Origin of the sequence: Variovorax atrisoli, assembly GCF_014195185.1 — a bacterium.
GTDB classification, from domain to species: Bacteria; Pseudomonadota; Gammaproteobacteria; order Burkholderiales; family Burkholderiaceae_C; genus Variovorax; species Variovorax atrisoli.
This window is the reverse complement of record NZ_JACIBG010000007.1, coordinates 367,370-384,454: the sequence shown is the minus strand read 5'-3', so window position 1 is coordinate 384,454 and position 17,085 is coordinate 367,370. Positions and strand designations below refer to the sequence as shown.

Genomic DNA, 17,085 nt, shown 5'->3' with positions numbered 1-17,085 from the left:
GCATGACTGCTTCCATGTCCGCTGAGCCCGCACACCAGCCCGCCGCCCCTGCTTCGGCCACCTCCCGGCGAGGCATGGTGACGAGCCCCCATCCGCTGGCCAGTGCGGCGGGCCTGGAGGTGCTGGCCGACGGCGGCAACGCCATCGAGGCCGCCATCGCCATGGCGGCGGTGCTGTGCGTCGTGTGCCCGCACTTCACCGGGCTCGGAGGCGACGGCTTCTGGCTCATCGCGCAGCCCGGTGCGCCGGTGCGCGGCATCTCCGGCATCGGGCAGGCCGCCGCAGCACTTCCGCCGCTGGCGGGGCCGGTCCCGCTGCGCGGCGGCGCGTCGGCATTGACCACGGCCGCGGCGGTGGACAGCTGGGCCCGGGCCTTCGACATCTCGGCGCGCGACTGGCAGGGCCGCCAGCGCTGGGCCTCGCTGCTGTCTCGCGCGATCGAGCATGCGCAGGAGGGCTTCGCCGTGTCGGCCTCGCAGCGCTTCTGGCACGAGATGCGGGCCGCGGAGGCGCAGCACTGGCACGGCTTCGACGCGGCGTTTCCCACCGGCTCTTTGCAACAGCAGCAGCAGCAACAGCCCGGGCTTGCACGCACGCTGTCGCGGCTCGCATCCCAGGGCCCGCGCGAGTTCTACGAAGGCGAAGTCGCGCACCGTCTCGCGGCCGGCCTGCAGGCCGCGGGTTCGCCGCTCACGCTGGACGACATGCGAAACACCCGCGCCCGGGAAGTGACGCCGCTGGCCGTGCCCTACCGCGGCGGCACGCTGCTGAGCCTGCCGCCGCCGACGCAGGGCTTCGCCACGCTGGAAGCCATGGGCATCCTCGGCGAGCAGGATTTCTCCGGCATCGCCGAAGGCAGTGCCGAGCACTTCCACCGGATGGTCGAGGCGATCAAGCTCGCCTTCGTCGACCGCGACCGCTTCCTCGCCGACCCCGATTTCGCCGAGGTGCCCGTGCAGCGGCTGCTCGACGCCGCCTACATTCGCCAGCAGGCGGCGCGGGCGCAGGCCGACGCACGGGCGATGCCCTGGCCCCAGCGGTTCCGCCAGGGCGACACCGTGTTCTTCGCGGCCGCGGATGCCTCCGGCCGCGGAGCGGGCGTGCTGCAGAGCATCTACTACGACTGGGGCAGCGGCGTCGTGGCCGGCGACACCGGCGTGCTGTGGCACAACCGCGGCGCGGCCTTCCACCACGATGCGAGCCATCCCAATGGGCTGCGCGGCGGCAAGCGGCCCTTCCACACGCTGAACCCCATCGCCTTCATGCGCGACGGGCGGCCCGAGCTGTTGCTGGGCACGCAGGGGGCGGACGGACAGCCGCAGACGCTGGTGGCGCTGCTCACGCGGCTGATCGACTTCGGCCTGGACCCCGCGCAGGCGCTGGCACGGCCCCGGTTCCTGCTCGGGCGGACCTTCTCCGACAGCCGCGACAGCCTGAAGCTGGAGGAGGACGTGGGAGCGCAGGTCATGGCAGCGCTGGCCGCGCGCGGCCACGAGATCGCGCCCATCGCCGCGCACAGCCCGCTGGCAGGGCTGCCCGGCGTGATCCGCTTCGAAGCCGACGGCAGCCTGGCGGGCGCGCACGACCCTCGCGGTGATGGGGTCGCACTGGGTCTCTGAATGCCGGGCTGCCGGCAGCCCGGCCCTCAGGCCTTCTTCGCCCAGGCGCTGCACCACCCCTTGGCGTTGACCTGCTTGCCGGGGAAGAGCGCGCAGTTGCCCTGCGGGTCGGTCGGCTTCGATTGCCACAGCGCGCAGCCGTTGCACAGCTGGGCGTTGTCGTGCTTCGGGAATTTCTTCGCGTCGGCCCTGGCCGAATCCGCGACATAGCCGAGCGCCACGGCCTGCGGGTCCTTCTCGTCGAGCTGGGCCTGCGCGAACGCACCGGAGGCGCAGGCGGCGGCGCCCGTCGCGGCGAGGGTCAGGATGAAGATGCGGCGGCTGGATGTCATCGTGGAACTTTCGTCGTGTGTGGAACGGGTGCAAGGCCGTCCGGCGCGGCGCTGCGCTCATTCAGCCCCGCCAGCACGAGAACGCCCGTGGCCAGCAGCGTGGCGATGCAGAACCCGACGACCTGCAGGATTGGGTTCGATGTGATGTTGTTCATGGGACGACCTCGCGTTGGATGTCTGGACTGGCCTGCGCTCATTCTTGAGCGGCCTGCTGCATGCGGCCTTGCGCAGGATCAACCGCGTGAATCGCGCGCGGGCCGACGGGCGCGGGCGATGCGTCGACCGGCCCCACCTCGTACAGCAGCTGCCCGTGGATGCCGGCCAGCGAGATCGCGCCGGTCAGCACCGCGACGAGGCTGGGCGCGCAAAGCAGCGGCAGCTGCTCGATGGCGGCCCAGCGGAATGCGTCCATCTCGGGGCGCCGCCGTCCTGAACGGTCGGTGTAGAAGCTGGAGCACACGCAGGTCTTCGCCTCGAAGTGATTCACCAACACCGCGAAGAGCCAGAGGTCCTTGTTGCTGCGGTAGCGAAAGCGTCCGAGCTCCCTCAGCTGCCGCGGCACGAGCCGCAGGCCGCATTCCTCGGCGGCCTCCCGCGCGGCCGCCTGCGCGCCGGGCTCCTCCCCTTCCCTCATGCCCTTGGGAATGTCCCAGTAGCGGCTGCCGCTCGCGTGGCAGAGCAGCAACCGGGCCGCCGCATCGAAGACGAGGACGCCGCAGCTGATCGATCGTTCCATCGCGAGAGCCTCAGGGGGTCGGCACGGCGGCTTCGCCTGCGCGCCTGGCCATCGGCGCACGCGCAGCGCTTCGCGGCAGGATCGCCACATAGCTTCGGGCCGAGCCGCGCACGACGAGCAGCGCGACCGTGTCGCTCTCGGCGACGGAGCGGATCGCCGCATCGAAGTCCGCGAGGCTGGCCACTTCCACGTCGTTGACCGCGATCAGCATGTCGCCGTATCGCAGCCCCGCGAGCTGCGCCGAGCCCGAGACCGACTGCACATAGAGCCCGGGCGATGGCAGGCTGATGCCCAGCACGCCCTTGCGCTCGGCGAGTTCCAGCCCGAAGCGCGTTTCCTGCGCGAAGGTGCGCCCGGCCGGCCGCGGCGGGTCGTCGGGCGGGTTCTCGAGCACGCCCACTTGCACCGTCAACGGCGCGCTGTGGCGCCAGATCTTCAGCGCGACGCGGCTGCCCTTGCGGGCGGCGGCCACGCGGTTCTGGATGTCGGCATAGCCCATCGGGGCATCGGCGTCGACGGCCAGCACCACGTCGCCGCTGCGCAGCCCTGCCTCCGCGGCCGGGCTGTCCGCGTCCACGCGCACCACCAGCGCACCCTGCGCGGCGGCGAGGCCGAAGGCCGGCGCCAGGTCGGCCGTCAGGGGTTGGGTGCGCACGCCGATGTGGCCCCGCCTCACGTGCCCCGTCGCGCGGAGTTCGTCGGCGACGCGCATCGCCGTATCGATCGGCAGGCTGAACGACACGCCGAAATATCCGCCGCCGGGCGAGTAGATCATCGAGTTCATGCCCACCACCTCGCCCCGCTCGTCGAACAGCGGCCCGCCCGAGTTGCCGGGGTTGAGCGCCACGTCGGTCTGGATCAGCGGCACGCCGCTTCCTCCGGGCATGTAGCGCGGATTGGCGCTCACCACGCCCGCCGTCACGCTGCGCTCGAACCCGAAGGGCGCTCCCATCGCCGCGACCCACTCGCCGGGGCACAGCACGCTGCCGCGCCCCAGCGCGACGACCGGCAGGCTGCGCGCCGACACCTTGAGCAGCGCGACATCGCTGAGGCGGTCGGCTCCGGCCACCTCGGCATCGAAGCGGCGCTGGTCGGCGGTGACGACGGAAATCGACCGGGCGCCGGCCACCGCGTGCGCGCTGGTCAGGATGTATCCGTCGCTGCCGATGATGAAGCCAGAGGCGAAGCCGCGGCTCCAGCCCCGGTCCCACGACATGGGCGAGCGGCCTTCGCCGGCGACCGGCCGCTCGCCGCCGGCTTCCGTGACCAGGATGCTCACCACCGCGGGCGATTGCCGCGCGGCCGCGGCCGCGAAGTCGGCGGCCTGCGACACCGACGGCCCCCGTTCCAGGCAGGAGGGCGACTGCGCCCCTGCCTCCACGGCAAACGCGAGCGTGAATGCGAATGCGCCGACGGCCAGCGCGAACGAGCCCCGCGCCAGGGCGACGGCTTTCATCAACGCACCAGCAGCACCGGCACCGTGCACGCAGCCAGCACCTTGGTGGCCACCGAACCCAGCACCAGGTTCGTCAGAGCGCCATGGCCGCGCGAGCCCATCATCACGAGATCGAACCGCCCCTTCTGCGCGAACGCGGCGATCTCCTCGGCGGGATGGCCGATGCGGTGTTCGAAGCGCGCCTCGATGCCGTTCCTGGTCAGCATGCCGCGCACCGGTTCGAGCACCATCCGCGCATCGTCCTCATAGTAGCCGTGCACGATCTCCGGCCCCGCGAACGCGGCGGCGCGATGCGGCACCGGCAGCACCACGTGGAAGACGGTGAATTCGTGGCCAGCGCCCGCCCACTCCTTGTGCGACGCCAGGTAGCTCAGCATGCGGGCGGTGTAGTCGCTGCCATCGACGGCAAGCAGGATCTTCATGATGGTTCCTTCAGCAGGGGGCATCCCCGATGCACGAATGCTCGCCGTGAAGGGTTCGCCTGCCCTTGATGCAGCGCAAGGCGATGCGGGCCTGCACTGCCTACATTGGCTCGACATCCATGCAGCAGAGGCCAACATGAGCAATGTCCTGGTGATCGTCTACTCCTACACCGGCACCTCCCGGCGCGTCGCGGAACTCCTTTGCAGCCAGCAGAACTGGCCGCTCGCGAGCATCACCGAGGTGCAGCCGCGCGCGGGCGGCCTCGGCAGCCTGCGCTGCGTGATCGATTCCCTCCTGCGGCGGCGCCCCGCCATCCGCTACGACGGCCCGCCGCCCACCGACTTCGATGCCGTGGTGCTGGTGTCGCCGATCTGGTTGCTGCAGCTCGCCAGCCCGATGCGCGCGTTCGTCGCGCGCCAGCGCGGCCGGCTTCCGGACGTTGCCGTGCTCTCGGTCATGGGCGGGCAGGGAGCACCGAACGCGGCGGCCGAAATCGCCCGGATCCTCGACCGCGCGCCGATCCTGAGTTCCTCGGTCACGATGCGCGAAGTGGACGACGGCAGCTGCGCCGCCAGGCTGCAGGCCTTCGGCACTGCCGTGCGCGATGCTGAAGCCTCGCACGATGTGGTTCGTCCCGTCACGCTGTCGCCGCAGTCGAGCTGAAGCAGGATCCGGATCGACCTGACCATGTTCGCCAATCGCCTCGCCTGGGCACTCGCTGCCGGCGCGTGCCTGCTGTGCGCATGCGCCGCGCCCGTCCCGACGCCCGGCCCTGCACCCGCGGACCTGCCCGCGTCGATGCCGCCCCCCAAGGCGCGCGTGGAGGCCACCTCTGGCGCGAGCGATTTCTCGTCGCTGCTCGCCAGCCGCAGCCGGTCGGTGGTCGACATCAGCACCCTGCGCATCGGACGCGACCTGAATCCGGAAGACATCGAGCTCGAGATCGCCCCCGAGCACGATTTCGCCGACCGCCTCGCATGGCCCCTGCCCGCGAGCGCACGCATCAGCCAGGTCCGTGACCTCGCTTCGGGCCTGATCATCCGCAGCGACGGCCTGATCCTCACCAGCGCGCACGTCGTCACGAACATCGACGAAGTGCAGGTCCAGCTGGACGATGGCCGCCGTTTCACGGCGAGCGTGGCCGGCGTGGACCGGCGCACCGACGTCGCACTGGTGAAGATCGATGCGACCGACCTGCCCGTGGCCGTGATCGGCGATTCCTCGTCGCTTGCGCCCGGCGACTGGGTGGCCGCGGTCAGTTCGCCCTTCGGCTTCCACGGCAGCGTGACCGCCGGCGTGGTGAGTGCCGTCGGGCGCGTCATGGCAGGTGCCGGCGAGATCCCGTTCATCCAGACCGATGTCGCGATCAATCCGGGCAGCTCGGGCAGTCCGCTGTTCAACAGCCGTGCGGAGGTGGTGGGCATCAACTCGATGATCTACAGCGGCAGCGGCGGCTACATGGGGCTGTCCTTCGCCGTGCCGATCAACCTGTCGATGCGCATCGCCGGCGAGCTGCAGGCGCATGGCAGCGTGCGCCGGGCCTACCTGGGTGCCGAGTTCCAGGAAATGACGCCCGCGCTGGCCCAGTCCTTCGGCCTGCCGGCCCCGACCGGCGCCCTGGTGGTCCGCGTCGAACCCGGCAGCCCGGCGCAGGCCGCCGGCCTCGTGCAGGGAGACGCCGTGCTCGCACTCGACGGTCGACCCGTCGAGCGGTTCGCCGACCTCCCGCAGCAGATCACGCAACGCCCACCCGGCAGCCGGATGCAGCTGCAGGTATGGCGCCAGGGCGCCCCCCGGATGCTGCGCGCGACGCTGGCGGTGCAGCCCGCCACGGCCGGCACCTCCTTCACCGCTGCACCCTCCGAATGGAACGACGGCCTGGGCCTGAGCCTCGGCGAGCTTTCTCCCGCCCAGCGGCTGCAGCTCCACGTTGACAGCGGCCTGATGGTGCGCGAGGCCGGCGGCCTCGCCCGCAGCGAAGGCATCCGGGCGGGCGACGTGGTCGTGGCCGTGAACACGACGAAGCTCTATCGCGTCGAGGACCTCGGGCAGGCGCTCGCCCACGTGCCGGGCGGGAACACGGTCGCGCTGCTGGTCATGCGCGACCGCCGGCTCGCCTACGTGGCGGTGCGCCTCCCCGCTTCGCGCCGGGGTCGCTCATGACCGCATGCCGCAGCCGGGAAACGTCGCGCGCATCCCATCCGCAATTCATTCACCGCAAGGACCCCGACCATGAAACACCTCGATGCCACCGACCGCCGCACCCTCCATCGGCAACTCGAGTCGATGAAGCGGCAGGTTCTCGATGAACTCCGCGCCTCGGCCCCCACGGCCGAACTGCTGTCCGCCGACGGCGGCCGCGAAGTGACGACCCATGCCGACGACGCCGAAGCGGAGCGCGCGGCCGACGTGCACCTGGCCGAGATCGAGATCGACCGCACCCGGCTGGAAGAGATCGAGCTCGCGCTCTCGCGCCTGTCGGACGGCCGCTACGGCGTCTGCGAGGACTGCCGCGCCGAGATTCCGCGCGCCCGGCTGTTCGCGCAGCCCACGGCGATCCGTTGCGCGGCCTGCCAGGCGGCCATCGAATCGCATCAGCGCCGCTGAAGCGGCGACCGGGCAGGCTGCCTCACCGCTCCTCGCCCGCCTTCTTCCCCTTTCCCTTCCTCGCCTTCCTGCCCTTGGCCTTGGCCTTGGGCTCGGACGAGGCCTTCGACTCCTTGACCTGCTGGCGATCCGTCGGGTGCAGCAGGGTCTTCTCGACATTTCCGGTCGATGCCTTGTCGCGCGCAAAGCTCACGACCCGGTACACCGAGCGCGTGGCCGCGCCGCTGCCCAGGTTGCAGATCACCGTGTCGTTGCCGCCCTCGCTCACGAACTCTGGCGCCTCGTGTTCGAGCCAGTCGTGGTTCTCGATGGTCGTTTCGATCCGGCACTCGCCGGGCACCACGATGCCGAGCCGGTGCAGGAACTCGCGTGGCCGGCCGAGGTAGGTCCGGAACTCGGCGGGCGAGCATTGCCAGAAGTGCATGTGGAAGGGTTCGTCCCGGATCACCTTGGACCGGGCGGAGAGATCGACGATCTTGATCGGCATGTTGCGCTCCGATGGGGTTGGGATGGCTTGAAACGGCAAGACGTCGGAAGCGTAGAAGCACCCCGTCGGCGCGACCTTGACGCTGCGCAAGGCGATCTGCGCGCGGCACAGCAGACTTCAGCGCGGCGCCCGCAATCCCCGGGGCGCGTTTCCCCAAAGGAGCTGGAGTGACCCGCCCACACAATGAATTCGACCGCCTGCTTCACGCTGCCTGGGGCCGGCTCGGCGGCGGCATGTCGCCGGCGGCGCTGATGCTGGCGTGGTCCGACTGGGCCATCCATTTCGCGACCCAGCCCGGGCGTGGCGCCAGCCTGGCGCTGCACCAGGCCCTGCCCTGCGCGCAGGCGCAGGCGCACGACCCAAGGCTGACCGGGGACGACTGGGCGCCGTGGCCCTTCTGCGCCTACCGCGAGGCCTTCGAAGCTGTCGGACGGCGGCTGCTCGAATTGGTTGGCGATGTGCCCGGCGTGGACCGGCACCACGGCCAGCTGGTGGCCTTCACCGTGCGGCAATGGCTCGAGATGGTGTCGCCGGCCAACTTCCCCGCGACCCATCCGCAGGTGCTGAAGAAGACCGCAGCCACCGCGGGCATGAACCTGTTCACCGGCGCACTGCAAGGCACGCAGGACCTGTTGCGAGGCGCTCTCGGGATGCCGCCGGACGGCGCGGAAAAGTTCAGGCCGGGGCACGAGGTGGCGCTCACGCCGGGCAAGGTCATCATGCGCAACGAGCTCGTCGAACTCATCCAGTACGCGCCTGCGACGCCGACAGTGCATGCAGAGCCGGTGCTGGTCATCAGCGCCTGGATCATGAAGTACTACGTGCTGGATCTCTCGCCACACAACTCGCTGATCCGCTACCTCGTCGGGCAGGGCCACACGGTATTCGCCGTCTCCTGGAAGAACCCCGATGCCTCGGACGCAGGCTTCGGGATGGACGACTACCTGCGGCTGGGCATCCGCGCCAGTCTCGACGCCATCGAGACCGTGATGCCCGGCCACCGCGTGCATGCGCTCGGCTACTGCCTCGGCGGCACGCTGATGGCCATCGCGACGGCGGCAATGGCGCGCGACCGGGACGACCGCCTCGCCTCGCTCTCGCTGCTGGCCGCGCAGACCGACTTCACCGAGCCCGGCGAGATCGGCCTGTTCATCGACGAGAGCCAGCTCGCCTTCCTGGAGAACATCATGGCGCACCAGGGTTTCCTCGGCGCTGCACAGATGGCAGCGGCCTTCCAGTCGTTGCGCCCCGGCGAACTGATCTGGGCGCCATGGGTGCGCACCTGGCTGCTCGGCGAACGCCCGGCGCTGAACGACCTGATGGCATGGAACGCGGACGGCACGCGCATGCCCTACCGCATGCACGCCGACTACCTGCGCAGCCTCTTCCTCGACAACGCGCTGGCCGAGGGCCACTACCTCGTCGACGGCCGGCCGGTATCGCTTGGCGACATCGACCTGCCTGTCTTCCTGCTCGGCACCCGCACGGACCACGTCGCGCCCTGGCGCTCCGTCTACAAGTTCAGCCTGCTGTGCGACGCCGAGCTGAGCTTCGTGCTCACCGAAGGCGGGCACAACGCGGGCATCGTGAGCGAACCCGGGCATGCGCACCGCAGCTTTCGCATGCTGCACCGGCCCAGGCATGGCGCGTACGTCGCGCCCGACGAGTTCCTCGACCGCTCGCGCGAAGTCGATGGGTCGTGGTGGCCCGCATTCCAGCAATGGCTCGCGGCGCGCTCGGGCCCCAGGCGCCGCCCGCCCACGATGGGCGCGCCGCGCCGCGGGCTCGCTGCGCTGTGCGATGCGCCCGGCACCTACGTGCTGGTGCGATGAGCAGCAGAGAAGAAGGCCGGAGAAATGGATGGAAAGGGCGGCCGGCCCTACAGCGCCGGCCCCAGCCCGATGGGCGCGGGCACGATGTTGACGATGCGGGTGAACAGCGCGTTGTATTCCAGGTCGGGCACGTGGCCGGTCATCGGGTCGCGGTTCTGCGCGAAAGCTTCGTCCAGGTCGCGCCAGTCGTCTTCGGTCAGCACCCGCTCGGCCAAGGGCAGAATCTCGCGCTCCTCCAGCGCCATGTGATCGAGGTAGAAGTCGACGTATTCGCCGACGGTCTTCTCGAACTCCTCGCGCCGCGGCTCGCCCAGCATCTCGAAGGCGAGCAGCGCGTGCTCCACGTTGCGGATCCGGCGTTCGCCCCTGGCATGGTCGCTGTCGAGCCTGTCGAGCAGTTCCCGCGAGATCGGCGTCCTGGCGCGCAGCTTGGGAAACAACAGCTCGGTCTCCTTGCGGTGGTGGCGCTTCTCCGGAAACTCGTCCACGTAGAACAGCATGGCCCTGAGCGTCGCGAAATCGGGCAGCGTGCCCTTCCTGCGGTGCTGCTCGAGCAGCATGACGATGGATCGGAGCATGGCGGCGAGCGCGGCGTGCTCCTGCCGGATGATGCGGACGGTGGCGTGGGGCATGAGAGTGTTCCTGTGCATGCTCCGAGGGTCGCGCTTTCGCCGCGCAAGGGCTTGTTCCATATCAAGTCCGGCCTGCCGCGGGTCCGTCCCTTGATCGACGTCAAGCCGCGTCGAACGTACGTCCGGATACTGGAGCAACCTCAACCAACAAGCCGGAGTCGTGCCATGTACCAGCGGATTCTTGTTCCCATCGACGGCAGTTCCACCTCCAGCCGCGGGCTGGCGGAAGCCATTCAGCTGGCCAAGCTCACGGGCGGGCGCCTGCGCCTGGTGCATGTGATCGACGAACTCTCGTTCGCGCTGACCATGGATGCCTACGCAGGCTATGCGGGCAACTGGTCGGAAGAGCTTCATGCCAACGCAAGGAAGCTGCTCGAGGAGGGCCAGAACCAGGCTTCCCAGGAAGGTGTCGAAGTCGATGCGATGGTGCTCGACAGCTTCAAGCGCAGCGTGCACGACCAGGTCATCTCCCAGGCGCAATCCTGGAAGGCCGACCTGATCGTGATCGGCACCCACGGCCGCCGGGGGCTCGGTCGCTGGGTCATGGGCAGCAGCGCGGAACACATCCTGCGCCTGTCGCCCGTGCCGGTGCTGCTGGTGCGCGCGCCCGAGAGTGCGAAGGCCGAGCACGAAAGGTTCAAGCTGCCCAGCGGAGAGCTGGCCAGCCAGTGAAGGGTCACCAGCCGAAGCCCGCCGAGCGCCATTGCGCCAGCAGCTGCGCGATGTCGACAGCCTCTTCGGTGGACACCTCTATCGCGGCCCGGCGTTCGTCCGCATCCAGCGGCTCGTGCGTGGCCAGCTGGCGCTCCAGCACGGCCAGCCCGGCTTCCGATGCGTCGGCGCCCGCGGCCTCCCGCTCGGTCACGCGGTGGCGCAGCGTGGCCGGCGTGGCGCTGCAGTCCAGGATCGAGAAGGGCACGCGCAGTTCCGTGGCCAGGGCCTCGAAGCTGCGCCGCTCCGCGCTGCGCAGGAACGCCGCGTCGACGATCGCCGGGTAGCCCGCGAGCAGGGCATCGCGGGCGCAGGCACGCAGCCTCTCGAAGGTCCGGCGGGTCGCCTCCGCGCCATAGATGTCCAGCCCTGCGGCGGCGGAGCGCTCCATCGGTGCGAGGCTGAAGAGGCGCTTTCGCTCCACGTCGGAGCGCACCCTCACGGCGCCGGCGGCGCACAGGAGCTGCCGGGCCACGCTGGACTTTCCTGAACCCGAGAAGCCGTGCGTGATCAGCAGCCGCGGGCCCGCTTCCGATGGCGCGGCCAGCTGCCGCGCGCATGCAAGGTAGTCGGGCCCCTTCCTCCTTGCGTCCGGATCGCCCGGCTCACCAGGTTCGCCTGGCATGAGGCCGGACGCCATAGCCCGAACCAGCGCCCTGTAGACCTCGTAGAACCGAAGCACCTGCAATCCCGCGTAGTCGCCGCTGTGCTGCAGCCATGCATCGAGGAAGCGGAACGCGAGCTCGCCATGGCCGTGGGCCTTCAGGTCCATAGCGAGGAAAGCGACGTCGCTCATGACGTCGATCCACCGCAGGGCCGGGTCGAACTCGATGCAGTCGAAGGGCGTGAGCGCGCCGTCGACCAGCACCACGTTGGCCAGGTGCAGGTCGCCATGGCATTCGCGCACGGCACCGGCCTGCTGCCGGGCGATCCAGGCCATGCGCAGCGCGTGGCCCTGGTCCTCGATCCAGCGGCCGATCTCGGCCAGCGATGCGGCACGAGCGCCCTCGTCCTTGCGGCCTTCGCCTTCGTGCACCTGGGCGCGCAGGGAGGCCAGCACCTCGGCCGCCGCCCGGACGATCGCATCGGGCGCGCCGAAGCCCGAGACAGGCGCCGCGCGCGGCGCCTGTCCATGCAGGCCGGCCAGCCGCTGTGCGAAGCCATCGAGCAACCGGGGCTCCAGCGCGTCCGCCGCCACCAGGTTGCGCAGCAGCGCGGACTCGCCGAAGCGCCGCATGCGCACCACATGGTCGATCGGCATGCCGCCGCCGCCGATGTGCGGCGACTCCGGGGTGCCGCAAACGGGCGCCACGTCGATGTAGAGCGACGGCGCGAAGCGCTGGTTCAGGCGCAGTTCCTCCTCGCAGAAGTGCCTGCGCGACTCCGGCGTGCCGAAATCGAGGAACGGCAGCCGCACCGGCTTCTTGAGCTTCAAGGCCTGCGTGGGCGTCAGCAGCACCCATGAAATGTGCGTCTCGACCAGCGCCACGGGCTGTCCGGTCTCGCGCTGCAGCTGCGCGCGCAGGGCGTCGATCAATGTGGTGTCCATGGGGCGGCTTCAGCCGGGTGGAGCCCGAAAGGGGATGACGGGGTGCAGGCGCAGTGCCGGAAGACCCCGCAGACCCCCGACTCAGTGCGCCATCAGCACGGGCACGGTCATCTGCGACAGGATCTGGCGCGTCACACCGCCCAGTATCCGCTCGCGAAGGCGCGAATGGCTGTAGGCGCCCATCACGAGGAGGTCGGCGCCGAAGTCGGACACCCGAGAAAGCAAGGCGTCCGCAATGCCGATCTCCGTGACTTCGGATTCGGCCCGCGCCTGCACGCCGTGGCGCTGCAGGAACTGGATCATGTCGTGGATCAGCAGGCGCTGCGCGCCGTCCTCGTCGCGCGGATGGCGCAGGGACAGCAGCGTGACGCGCGCACTGCGCAGGGCGGGCAAGGCCGCGTGCAGGGCCACGGCCGCCTCGCGCGAACCGTCCCAGGCGACCACGATGTTCCTCGGCACCCCATCGAACTCGCCGGCCGAAGGAACCACGAGCACCGGCCGGCCGACTTCCATCAGCACGTGCTCGGCGAGGGCGTGCACCGTGGTGTCCCGCCGGGACGAATCGTCGCCCTGCCCCACCACGACGAGATCGCTGGCATGCCCGTAGCGCACCACGGCGTCCTCCGTGACGCCATCGACCAGCTGCACCTCGTACGACAGCGGCCCCGTGGCTGCGATGTCCTGCCTGAACTCCCGCGCGATGGCCTCGGCGCGGCGGCGCAGGTAGTCGGCCGATTCGGCGATGTAGTCGGTCATGCCGGTGGCGATGGCATCGGCCGGAATAACGCCGTCGTAGAGGCCGGTGGGTATCAGGCCCGTCAGGTGGCTCTCGTGCGAACGCGCCCACCGGGCGGCCAGTGCCGCGCGCACCGGGCTGCGATCGGAACGGTCCAGGTGGACGAGGATGGTTCTGAAATTCATGTCTGCCCCGCAAGGTGGTGCGCCGGGTCGCGACGCGGAAATCGGAAGGAAATGCCGGAAGCAACTAGCGAAAGGAGATGCCGGCCCCGCGTCCATGTTCGCGCCCCGTGTGGGCACGGAGGTTGACGACGATCAAGTCCGCGTCGGCTCAGCGCCTGAGCACGCACTTCTCGTACAGGCGCGGCGCCCTCTCCTCGGGGTCGTAGCGCTGCTTGAGCGCCTCGTAGGCGGCCATGCCGTAGGCGCGGTCGAACTCCTCGCGCGTGAAGAAGCTGTCCGAATAGAGCGATTTGATGCCGCCCAGGCGGAGCACCTCCTGCTCCACCAGCCGGTTGAAATGCCCCTCTTCGTGCGCCTCCCGGCACTCGACCACGTCCCAGAAGCCGAAGTTGACGTACAGCGTGCCCGCGTCGAGCGGATAGAGCACGAAGGCCGCGCCCGGCTCGGGCACCCGCACCGGACAGATCCAGACCGGAAGGATGCCGATCTCGCGCAGCAGGAACGCCAGGAAGTCGCGCGCGCGGCCGATCGGAATGTCGACGTCCTGGATCACCGATTCCGTGTGCATCCCCCGCAGCGCGGACAAGCGCCTGGTCAGGCCCCAGCGTGCGTTCATGCGCATCAGCCGCGTGTAGGTGCGGGAGTTGAGATGGCTGCGGCCGAACAGTCGCCGTACCAGCGGGTTCTGCGCCGCGAAGTTGCGCGAGCACCAGAACCAGTCGGTGTCCCAGCGCCACAGGTAGTCGCGAACGGCGAGGTGATCGACGGGCATCTCAAGCAGCGAGCGGTAGTAGATGCGCTCGAATTCGTAGTTGCTCGCCCAGGGCGCGGCCTGCTCGAAGCGCGCGACATTCAGCACCATCGAACGGGAGCCGAACACCACGGCATCGACGAAGTCCGCATCGCCTTGTGCCGCCTCCGCCAGGGCCTCGAAGAATTCACTCGGATGCTCCCAGGCGATGTGCTCCACCCGCACGAACGGCAGCACGGGCTGCGTGCGCAACACCAGCCGCAGCGCGTAACCCAGCGAGCCATAGGAGTTGGGGAAGCCGAAGAACAGGTCGCGATGCTCGTTGTCGGGCGTGCATCGGACGATGCGGCCGTCCGGCAGCAGCACGTCGAGCTCCAGCATCGTGTGGTGGACCAGCCCGTGACGCATCGAGCTTGCCTCGATGCCCACGCCCGCCACCGCCCCGCCCGCCGTGATGGTCTTGAGCTGCGGCACCACCGCCGGCATCACGCCGCACGCCAGCATGGCGTCCACCAGGGTCTCGTAGGTCGCCATGCCTTCGACCTCGACGGTGCCGCGCGCCGCGTCGACATCGATGACATGGTCGAACTCGCCGAGGTCGATCCTTCGCCGGGCGCCGGCCTCGCGGTCGCGAAACAGGTTCGACGTGCGCTTGGTCAATGCGATCGGTGCCGCCGGGCCCGTGCCGCTCTCGCGCAGCGCATCGAGCAGGCGGCTCCTGCGTGCCTCGTGGGCCCGCGCTTCGCTGCCGGGGATCATGGCCCGGGCACGTACAGGTGTGCACGGTCCATCGGGTAGCTCCGCGGCGTCACGTTGCCCTTGCTGAAGACGATCTGGAAAAGGTGCGTATAGCCCGCGGGCGAGCGGAACATCTCGGCGCAGCCGACAAGGTAGGTGCGCCAGATTCGCCGGAATCGCTCGTCGAAGCGTTGCGGGTCGAGGCGCTGTATCGCGGGCCAATGCTTCTCGAAGCGCTCGGCCCAAGCATCGAGGGTGGGCGCGTAGTGCCTGCGCAGGTTCTCGATGTCCAGCACCTCCAGGCCGTTGCCTTCCATCTCCATGATCACGTCGGCGAGGCTGGGTATCCAGCCGCCCGGGAACACGTGCTTGCGGATGAAGAGTTCCGTCTCGAAGCGGCCCACGTGACCGATGAAATGCAGGATGCCGAGCCCGCCGGGCTTCAGGAACTGCGCATGGGCCCGGACCACCTCGGGCAGCTGGTCGCGGCCCGCATGCTCCAGCGTGCCGATGGAGACGACCTTGTCGTACTGCTCGTCGACGTCGCGAAAGTCGGCTTCGCGCACCTGCAGCGAGGCTTCGAGGCCGCGCCGCTCGATCTCGTCGCGCAGCCACTCGACCTGCTCGGTGACTGTGTTGAGCCCCATGCCCGTGGCGCCGACCTTCTCCTGGGCGCGGAACATGAAGCCGCCGAAGCCGCAGCCGATGTCGATGAAACGGTCCTCGGGCCGCAGGAGGATCTTGCGGCAGACGTGGTCGATCTTGCGGCGCTGCGCCTCCTCGAGGCTGCGCGTGCCTTCGGGCCAGTAGCCGCAGGTGTACATCATCAGCGGATCGTCGAGCCACAGGCGGTAGAAGCCGGTGCCCAGGCCGTAGTGCGCCCGGGCATTGGCCTTGGCATGGACGGGGTCCCGGTTCGAGTGCCGCAGCTCGTGCAGGCTGTTCTCGATGCCGTTGAGCGCGCCCGCCCGATGATCGAAGCCGGCCGCCATGCCCGCGGCCAGGGCGGCGCCGAAATCGCCTTCGACATCCACCTCCCGCTCGAAATAGGCTTCCATCAGGCCGATGTGGCCGCGCGTCGCGGTGGCGAACAGGGCCGCCTCGGTGTGGAAGACGACCGTGAAGGCCGGCGTGCCCTCGCCCACACGGTGGCGGCTGCCATCGGGCATCGCGATGGCGAAGCAGGCCGCGGACCGCCGGCCAAGGTCGTCGAGCATGTGGCGCAGCGGCGGCGACAGCGTCATGGGGCGCGTCCGGTCCCGCTTTCGCCTAGCCGTCCAGCGGCACGCCGCCGCCGAACCTGCAGATCCACTGGTCCGTGAGCTCGCGCTGCACGGCGCCGAAGGAGCGCTGCCAGTCGGTCATCAATTCCAGTTGCCGCAACTGCACCTGCAACGCGCTGCCCGCAACCGCGATCTGCCAGTTCACGAGGGCCTGGAGGTAGTTGCCGTCCAGGGGGACCGGCTGCGCCTGGATCAAAGGAAAGGGTTCCGCGGGCATGAGAGTTTTCTCCTTGGGTCTTCGAGAGCCGAGTCCATCCTAGGCACATGCCGCGGGTGCGGTTTGACACACATCAAGCCCGCGCAGCATGCCTTGCGCCTATTTCAGGCCGGCACGTCGCGCATCGCGCTGCGCAGCCGCGCCGCCGCCTGGCCGATCTGGGCCTCCACGGCCTGCCAATGATCGGCATCGGCGGCATCCATCTCGGCCACCTTCTGCTCCACCGCCTGCGAGGCCTGCCGCAGCACGAGGATCTGTCTTTCGAGGTTCGCGCGGGCCTTGCCGCCCTCGCCGAGCGCAAGCTGGCGCTCCAGCCGCGCGAGGGTCCGCCCCGCCCGGTCGACGTCCTGCAGCGCCTGCTCGACGATCGCACTCTGCGTGCGGGTGATCGGCGCATGGACGAACGCGGGTTGCAGTGCCAGTGCCTGGCGATCGGCATCGGGCAGCAGCAGGCGGGCGCCGCGCACCACCAGCTGCGAGGCCGGTACGGCGACCAGGTGCCGCGAACCCGAAGGGAAGTTCCCGATCTCGACGATCAGGAAGGTCACGCGCCTGTCCGGCGCGACGATCAGGTCGAGTGCCCTGCCGATGCGCTCGCCAGAGGCGTCGTACACGGCCTGCCCGAGGATGCTCTGCTTCGCGCTCCATCCCGAGATCAGCTGGCCGGTCTCCGTCAGGGTCGCACCCGCATGCGTGACGCCGGCCACCTGCGCGACCGCGATGCCTGTGCCCGCGGCGACGAGCGCCGGCACCAGTCCCAGCGTGGCGAAGTGGCGGATCTTCACGCCGCG

Annotated in this window: 19 protein-coding genes; 6 read left to right on the top strand and 13 right to left on the bottom strand. The window is 69.8% G+C overall.

Going from position 1 to position 17,085, the window contains the following annotated elements:
• Positions 1-14 precede the first annotated feature (14 nt).
• Positions 15-1,619, top strand: a complete 1,605-nt coding sequence (locus FHY06_RS24910) for a gamma-glutamyltransferase family protein (RefSeq protein WP_260310646.1) — start codon at positions 15-17, stop codon at positions 1,617-1,619.
• A gap of 26 nt (positions 1,620-1,645) precedes the next feature.
• Here FHY06_RS24910 and FHY06_RS24905 read toward each other — a convergent pair whose 3' ends face one another.
• The 5 genes from FHY06_RS24905 to FHY06_RS24885 are packed head-to-tail and all read right to left on the bottom strand — an operon-like array spanning position 1,646 to position 4,565.
• Positions 1,646-1,951 carry a high-potential iron-sulfur protein gene (locus tag FHY06_RS24905; protein WP_019657326.1) on the bottom strand — a complete coding sequence of 102 codons (306 nt, stop codon included), beginning with the start codon at positions 1,949-1,951 and terminating at the stop codon, positions 1,646-1,648.
• A complete protein-coding gene (locus tag FHY06_RS24900) occupies positions 1,948-2,106 on the bottom strand; it encodes a hypothetical protein (RefSeq protein ID WP_019657327.1) in 159 nt (52 codons plus the stop codon). The genes FHY06_RS24905 and FHY06_RS24900 overlap by 4 nt, the downstream gene beginning before the upstream one ends.
• A gap of 38 nt (positions 2,107-2,144) precedes the next feature.
• Positions 2,145-2,687, bottom strand: coding sequence for an NUDIX domain-containing protein (locus tag FHY06_RS24895; RefSeq protein WP_184606635.1), 543 nt, complete (start codon positions 2,685-2,687; stop codon positions 2,145-2,147).
• Between the two features lie 10 nt (positions 2,688-2,697).
• On the bottom strand, positions 2,698-4,143 hold the full coding sequence (locus FHY06_RS24890; RefSeq protein WP_184606634.1) for a trypsin-like peptidase domain-containing protein: 1,446 nt from the start codon (positions 4,141-4,143) through the stop codon (positions 2,698-2,700).
• Positions 4,143-4,565 carry a universal stress protein gene (locus FHY06_RS24885; protein ID WP_184606633.1) on the bottom strand — a complete coding sequence of 141 codons (423 nt, stop codon included), beginning with the start codon at positions 4,563-4,565 and terminating at the stop codon, positions 4,143-4,145. The genes FHY06_RS24890 and FHY06_RS24885 overlap by 1 nt, the downstream gene beginning before the upstream one ends.
• Positions 4,566-4,701: 136 nt before the next feature.
• On the opposite strand from FHY06_RS24885, the gene FHY06_RS24880 reads away from it, so the two are divergent.
• The 3 genes from FHY06_RS24880 to FHY06_RS24870 all read left to right on the top strand — a co-directional run bounded on the left by FHY06_RS24880 (position 4,702) and on the right by FHY06_RS24870 (position 7,173).
• Complete coding sequence (locus FHY06_RS24880) at positions 4,702-5,229, top strand: flavodoxin family protein (protein WP_026346694.1); 528 nt, start codon at positions 4,702-4,704, stop codon at positions 5,227-5,229.
• Between the two features lie 24 nt (positions 5,230-5,253).
• Positions 5,254-6,729, top strand: coding sequence for a trypsin-like peptidase domain-containing protein (locus FHY06_RS24875; protein WP_184606632.1), 1,476 nt, complete (start codon positions 5,254-5,256; stop codon positions 6,727-6,729).
• Positions 6,730-6,798: 69 nt separating this feature from the next.
• Positions 6,799-7,173, top strand: coding sequence for a TraR/DksA family transcriptional regulator (locus tag FHY06_RS24870; RefSeq protein WP_019657333.1), 375 nt, complete (start codon positions 6,799-6,801; stop codon positions 7,171-7,173).
• A 22-nt stretch (positions 7,174-7,195) separates the two neighbouring features.
• On the opposite strand, the gene FHY06_RS24865 is transcribed toward FHY06_RS24870, so the two are convergent.
• Entirely contained in the window at positions 7,196-7,660 is a 465-nt protein-coding gene (locus tag FHY06_RS24865; protein ID WP_184606631.1) for a hypothetical protein, read from the bottom strand.
• Between the two features lie 167 nt (positions 7,661-7,827).
• Here FHY06_RS24865 and FHY06_RS24860 point away from each other — a divergent pair, with 167 nt between their 5' ends.
• Positions 7,828-9,492 carry a PHA/PHB synthase family protein gene (locus FHY06_RS24860; RefSeq protein WP_184606630.1) on the top strand — a complete coding sequence of 555 codons (1,665 nt, stop codon included), beginning with the start codon at positions 7,828-7,830 and terminating at the stop codon, positions 9,490-9,492.
• Between the two features lie 47 nt (positions 9,493-9,539).
• On the opposite strand, the gene FHY06_RS24855 is transcribed toward FHY06_RS24860, so the two are convergent.
• Positions 9,540-10,124 carry a hemerythrin domain-containing protein gene (locus FHY06_RS24855; protein WP_019657336.1) on the bottom strand — a complete coding sequence of 195 codons (585 nt, stop codon included), beginning with the start codon at positions 10,122-10,124 and terminating at the stop codon, positions 9,540-9,542.
• Positions 10,125-10,289: 165 nt separating this feature from the next.
• On the opposite strand from FHY06_RS24855, the gene FHY06_RS24850 reads away from it, so the two are divergent.
• Entirely contained in the window at positions 10,290-10,796 is a 507-nt protein-coding gene (locus tag FHY06_RS24850; RefSeq protein WP_019657337.1) for a universal stress protein, read from the top strand.
• A 4-nt stretch (positions 10,797-10,800) separates the two neighbouring features.
• Here FHY06_RS24850 and FHY06_RS24845 read toward each other — a convergent pair whose 3' ends face one another.
• The 6 genes from FHY06_RS24845 to FHY06_RS24820 form a co-directional block, all read right to left on the bottom strand.
• A complete protein-coding gene (locus tag FHY06_RS24845; protein WP_184606629.1) occupies positions 10,801-12,384 on the bottom strand; it encodes a bifunctional aminoglycoside phosphotransferase/ATP-binding protein in 1,584 nt (527 codons plus the stop codon).
• A gap of 81 nt (positions 12,385-12,465) precedes the next feature.
• A complete protein-coding gene (locus FHY06_RS24840; RefSeq protein WP_184606628.1) occupies positions 12,466-13,305 on the bottom strand; it encodes a universal stress protein in 840 nt (279 codons plus the stop codon).
• A gap of 148 nt (positions 13,306-13,453) precedes the next feature.
• Positions 13,454-14,815: an FAD-binding oxidoreductase gene (locus tag FHY06_RS24835; protein WP_184606627.1), complete on the bottom strand. Its 1,362-nt coding sequence runs from the start codon at positions 14,813-14,815 to the stop codon at positions 13,454-13,456.
• Positions 14,812-16,038 (bottom strand): SAM-dependent methyltransferase, encoded by a 1,227-nt coding sequence (locus tag FHY06_RS24830; protein WP_184606626.1) that lies wholly within the window; start codon positions 16,036-16,038, stop codon positions 14,812-14,814. Before FHY06_RS24830 ends, FHY06_RS24835 begins: the two co-directional genes overlap by 4 nt.
• 25 nt (positions 16,039-16,063) lie before the next feature.
• Positions 16,064-16,294 (bottom strand): hypothetical protein, encoded by a 231-nt coding sequence (locus FHY06_RS24825; RefSeq protein ID WP_020723310.1) that lies wholly within the window; start codon positions 16,292-16,294, stop codon positions 16,064-16,066.
• A 104-nt stretch (positions 16,295-16,398) separates the two neighbouring features.
• Entirely contained in the window at positions 16,399-17,079 is a 681-nt protein-coding gene (locus tag FHY06_RS24820) for a PRC-barrel domain-containing protein (protein ID WP_184606625.1), read from the bottom strand.
• Positions 17,080-17,085 lie beyond the last annotated feature (6 nt).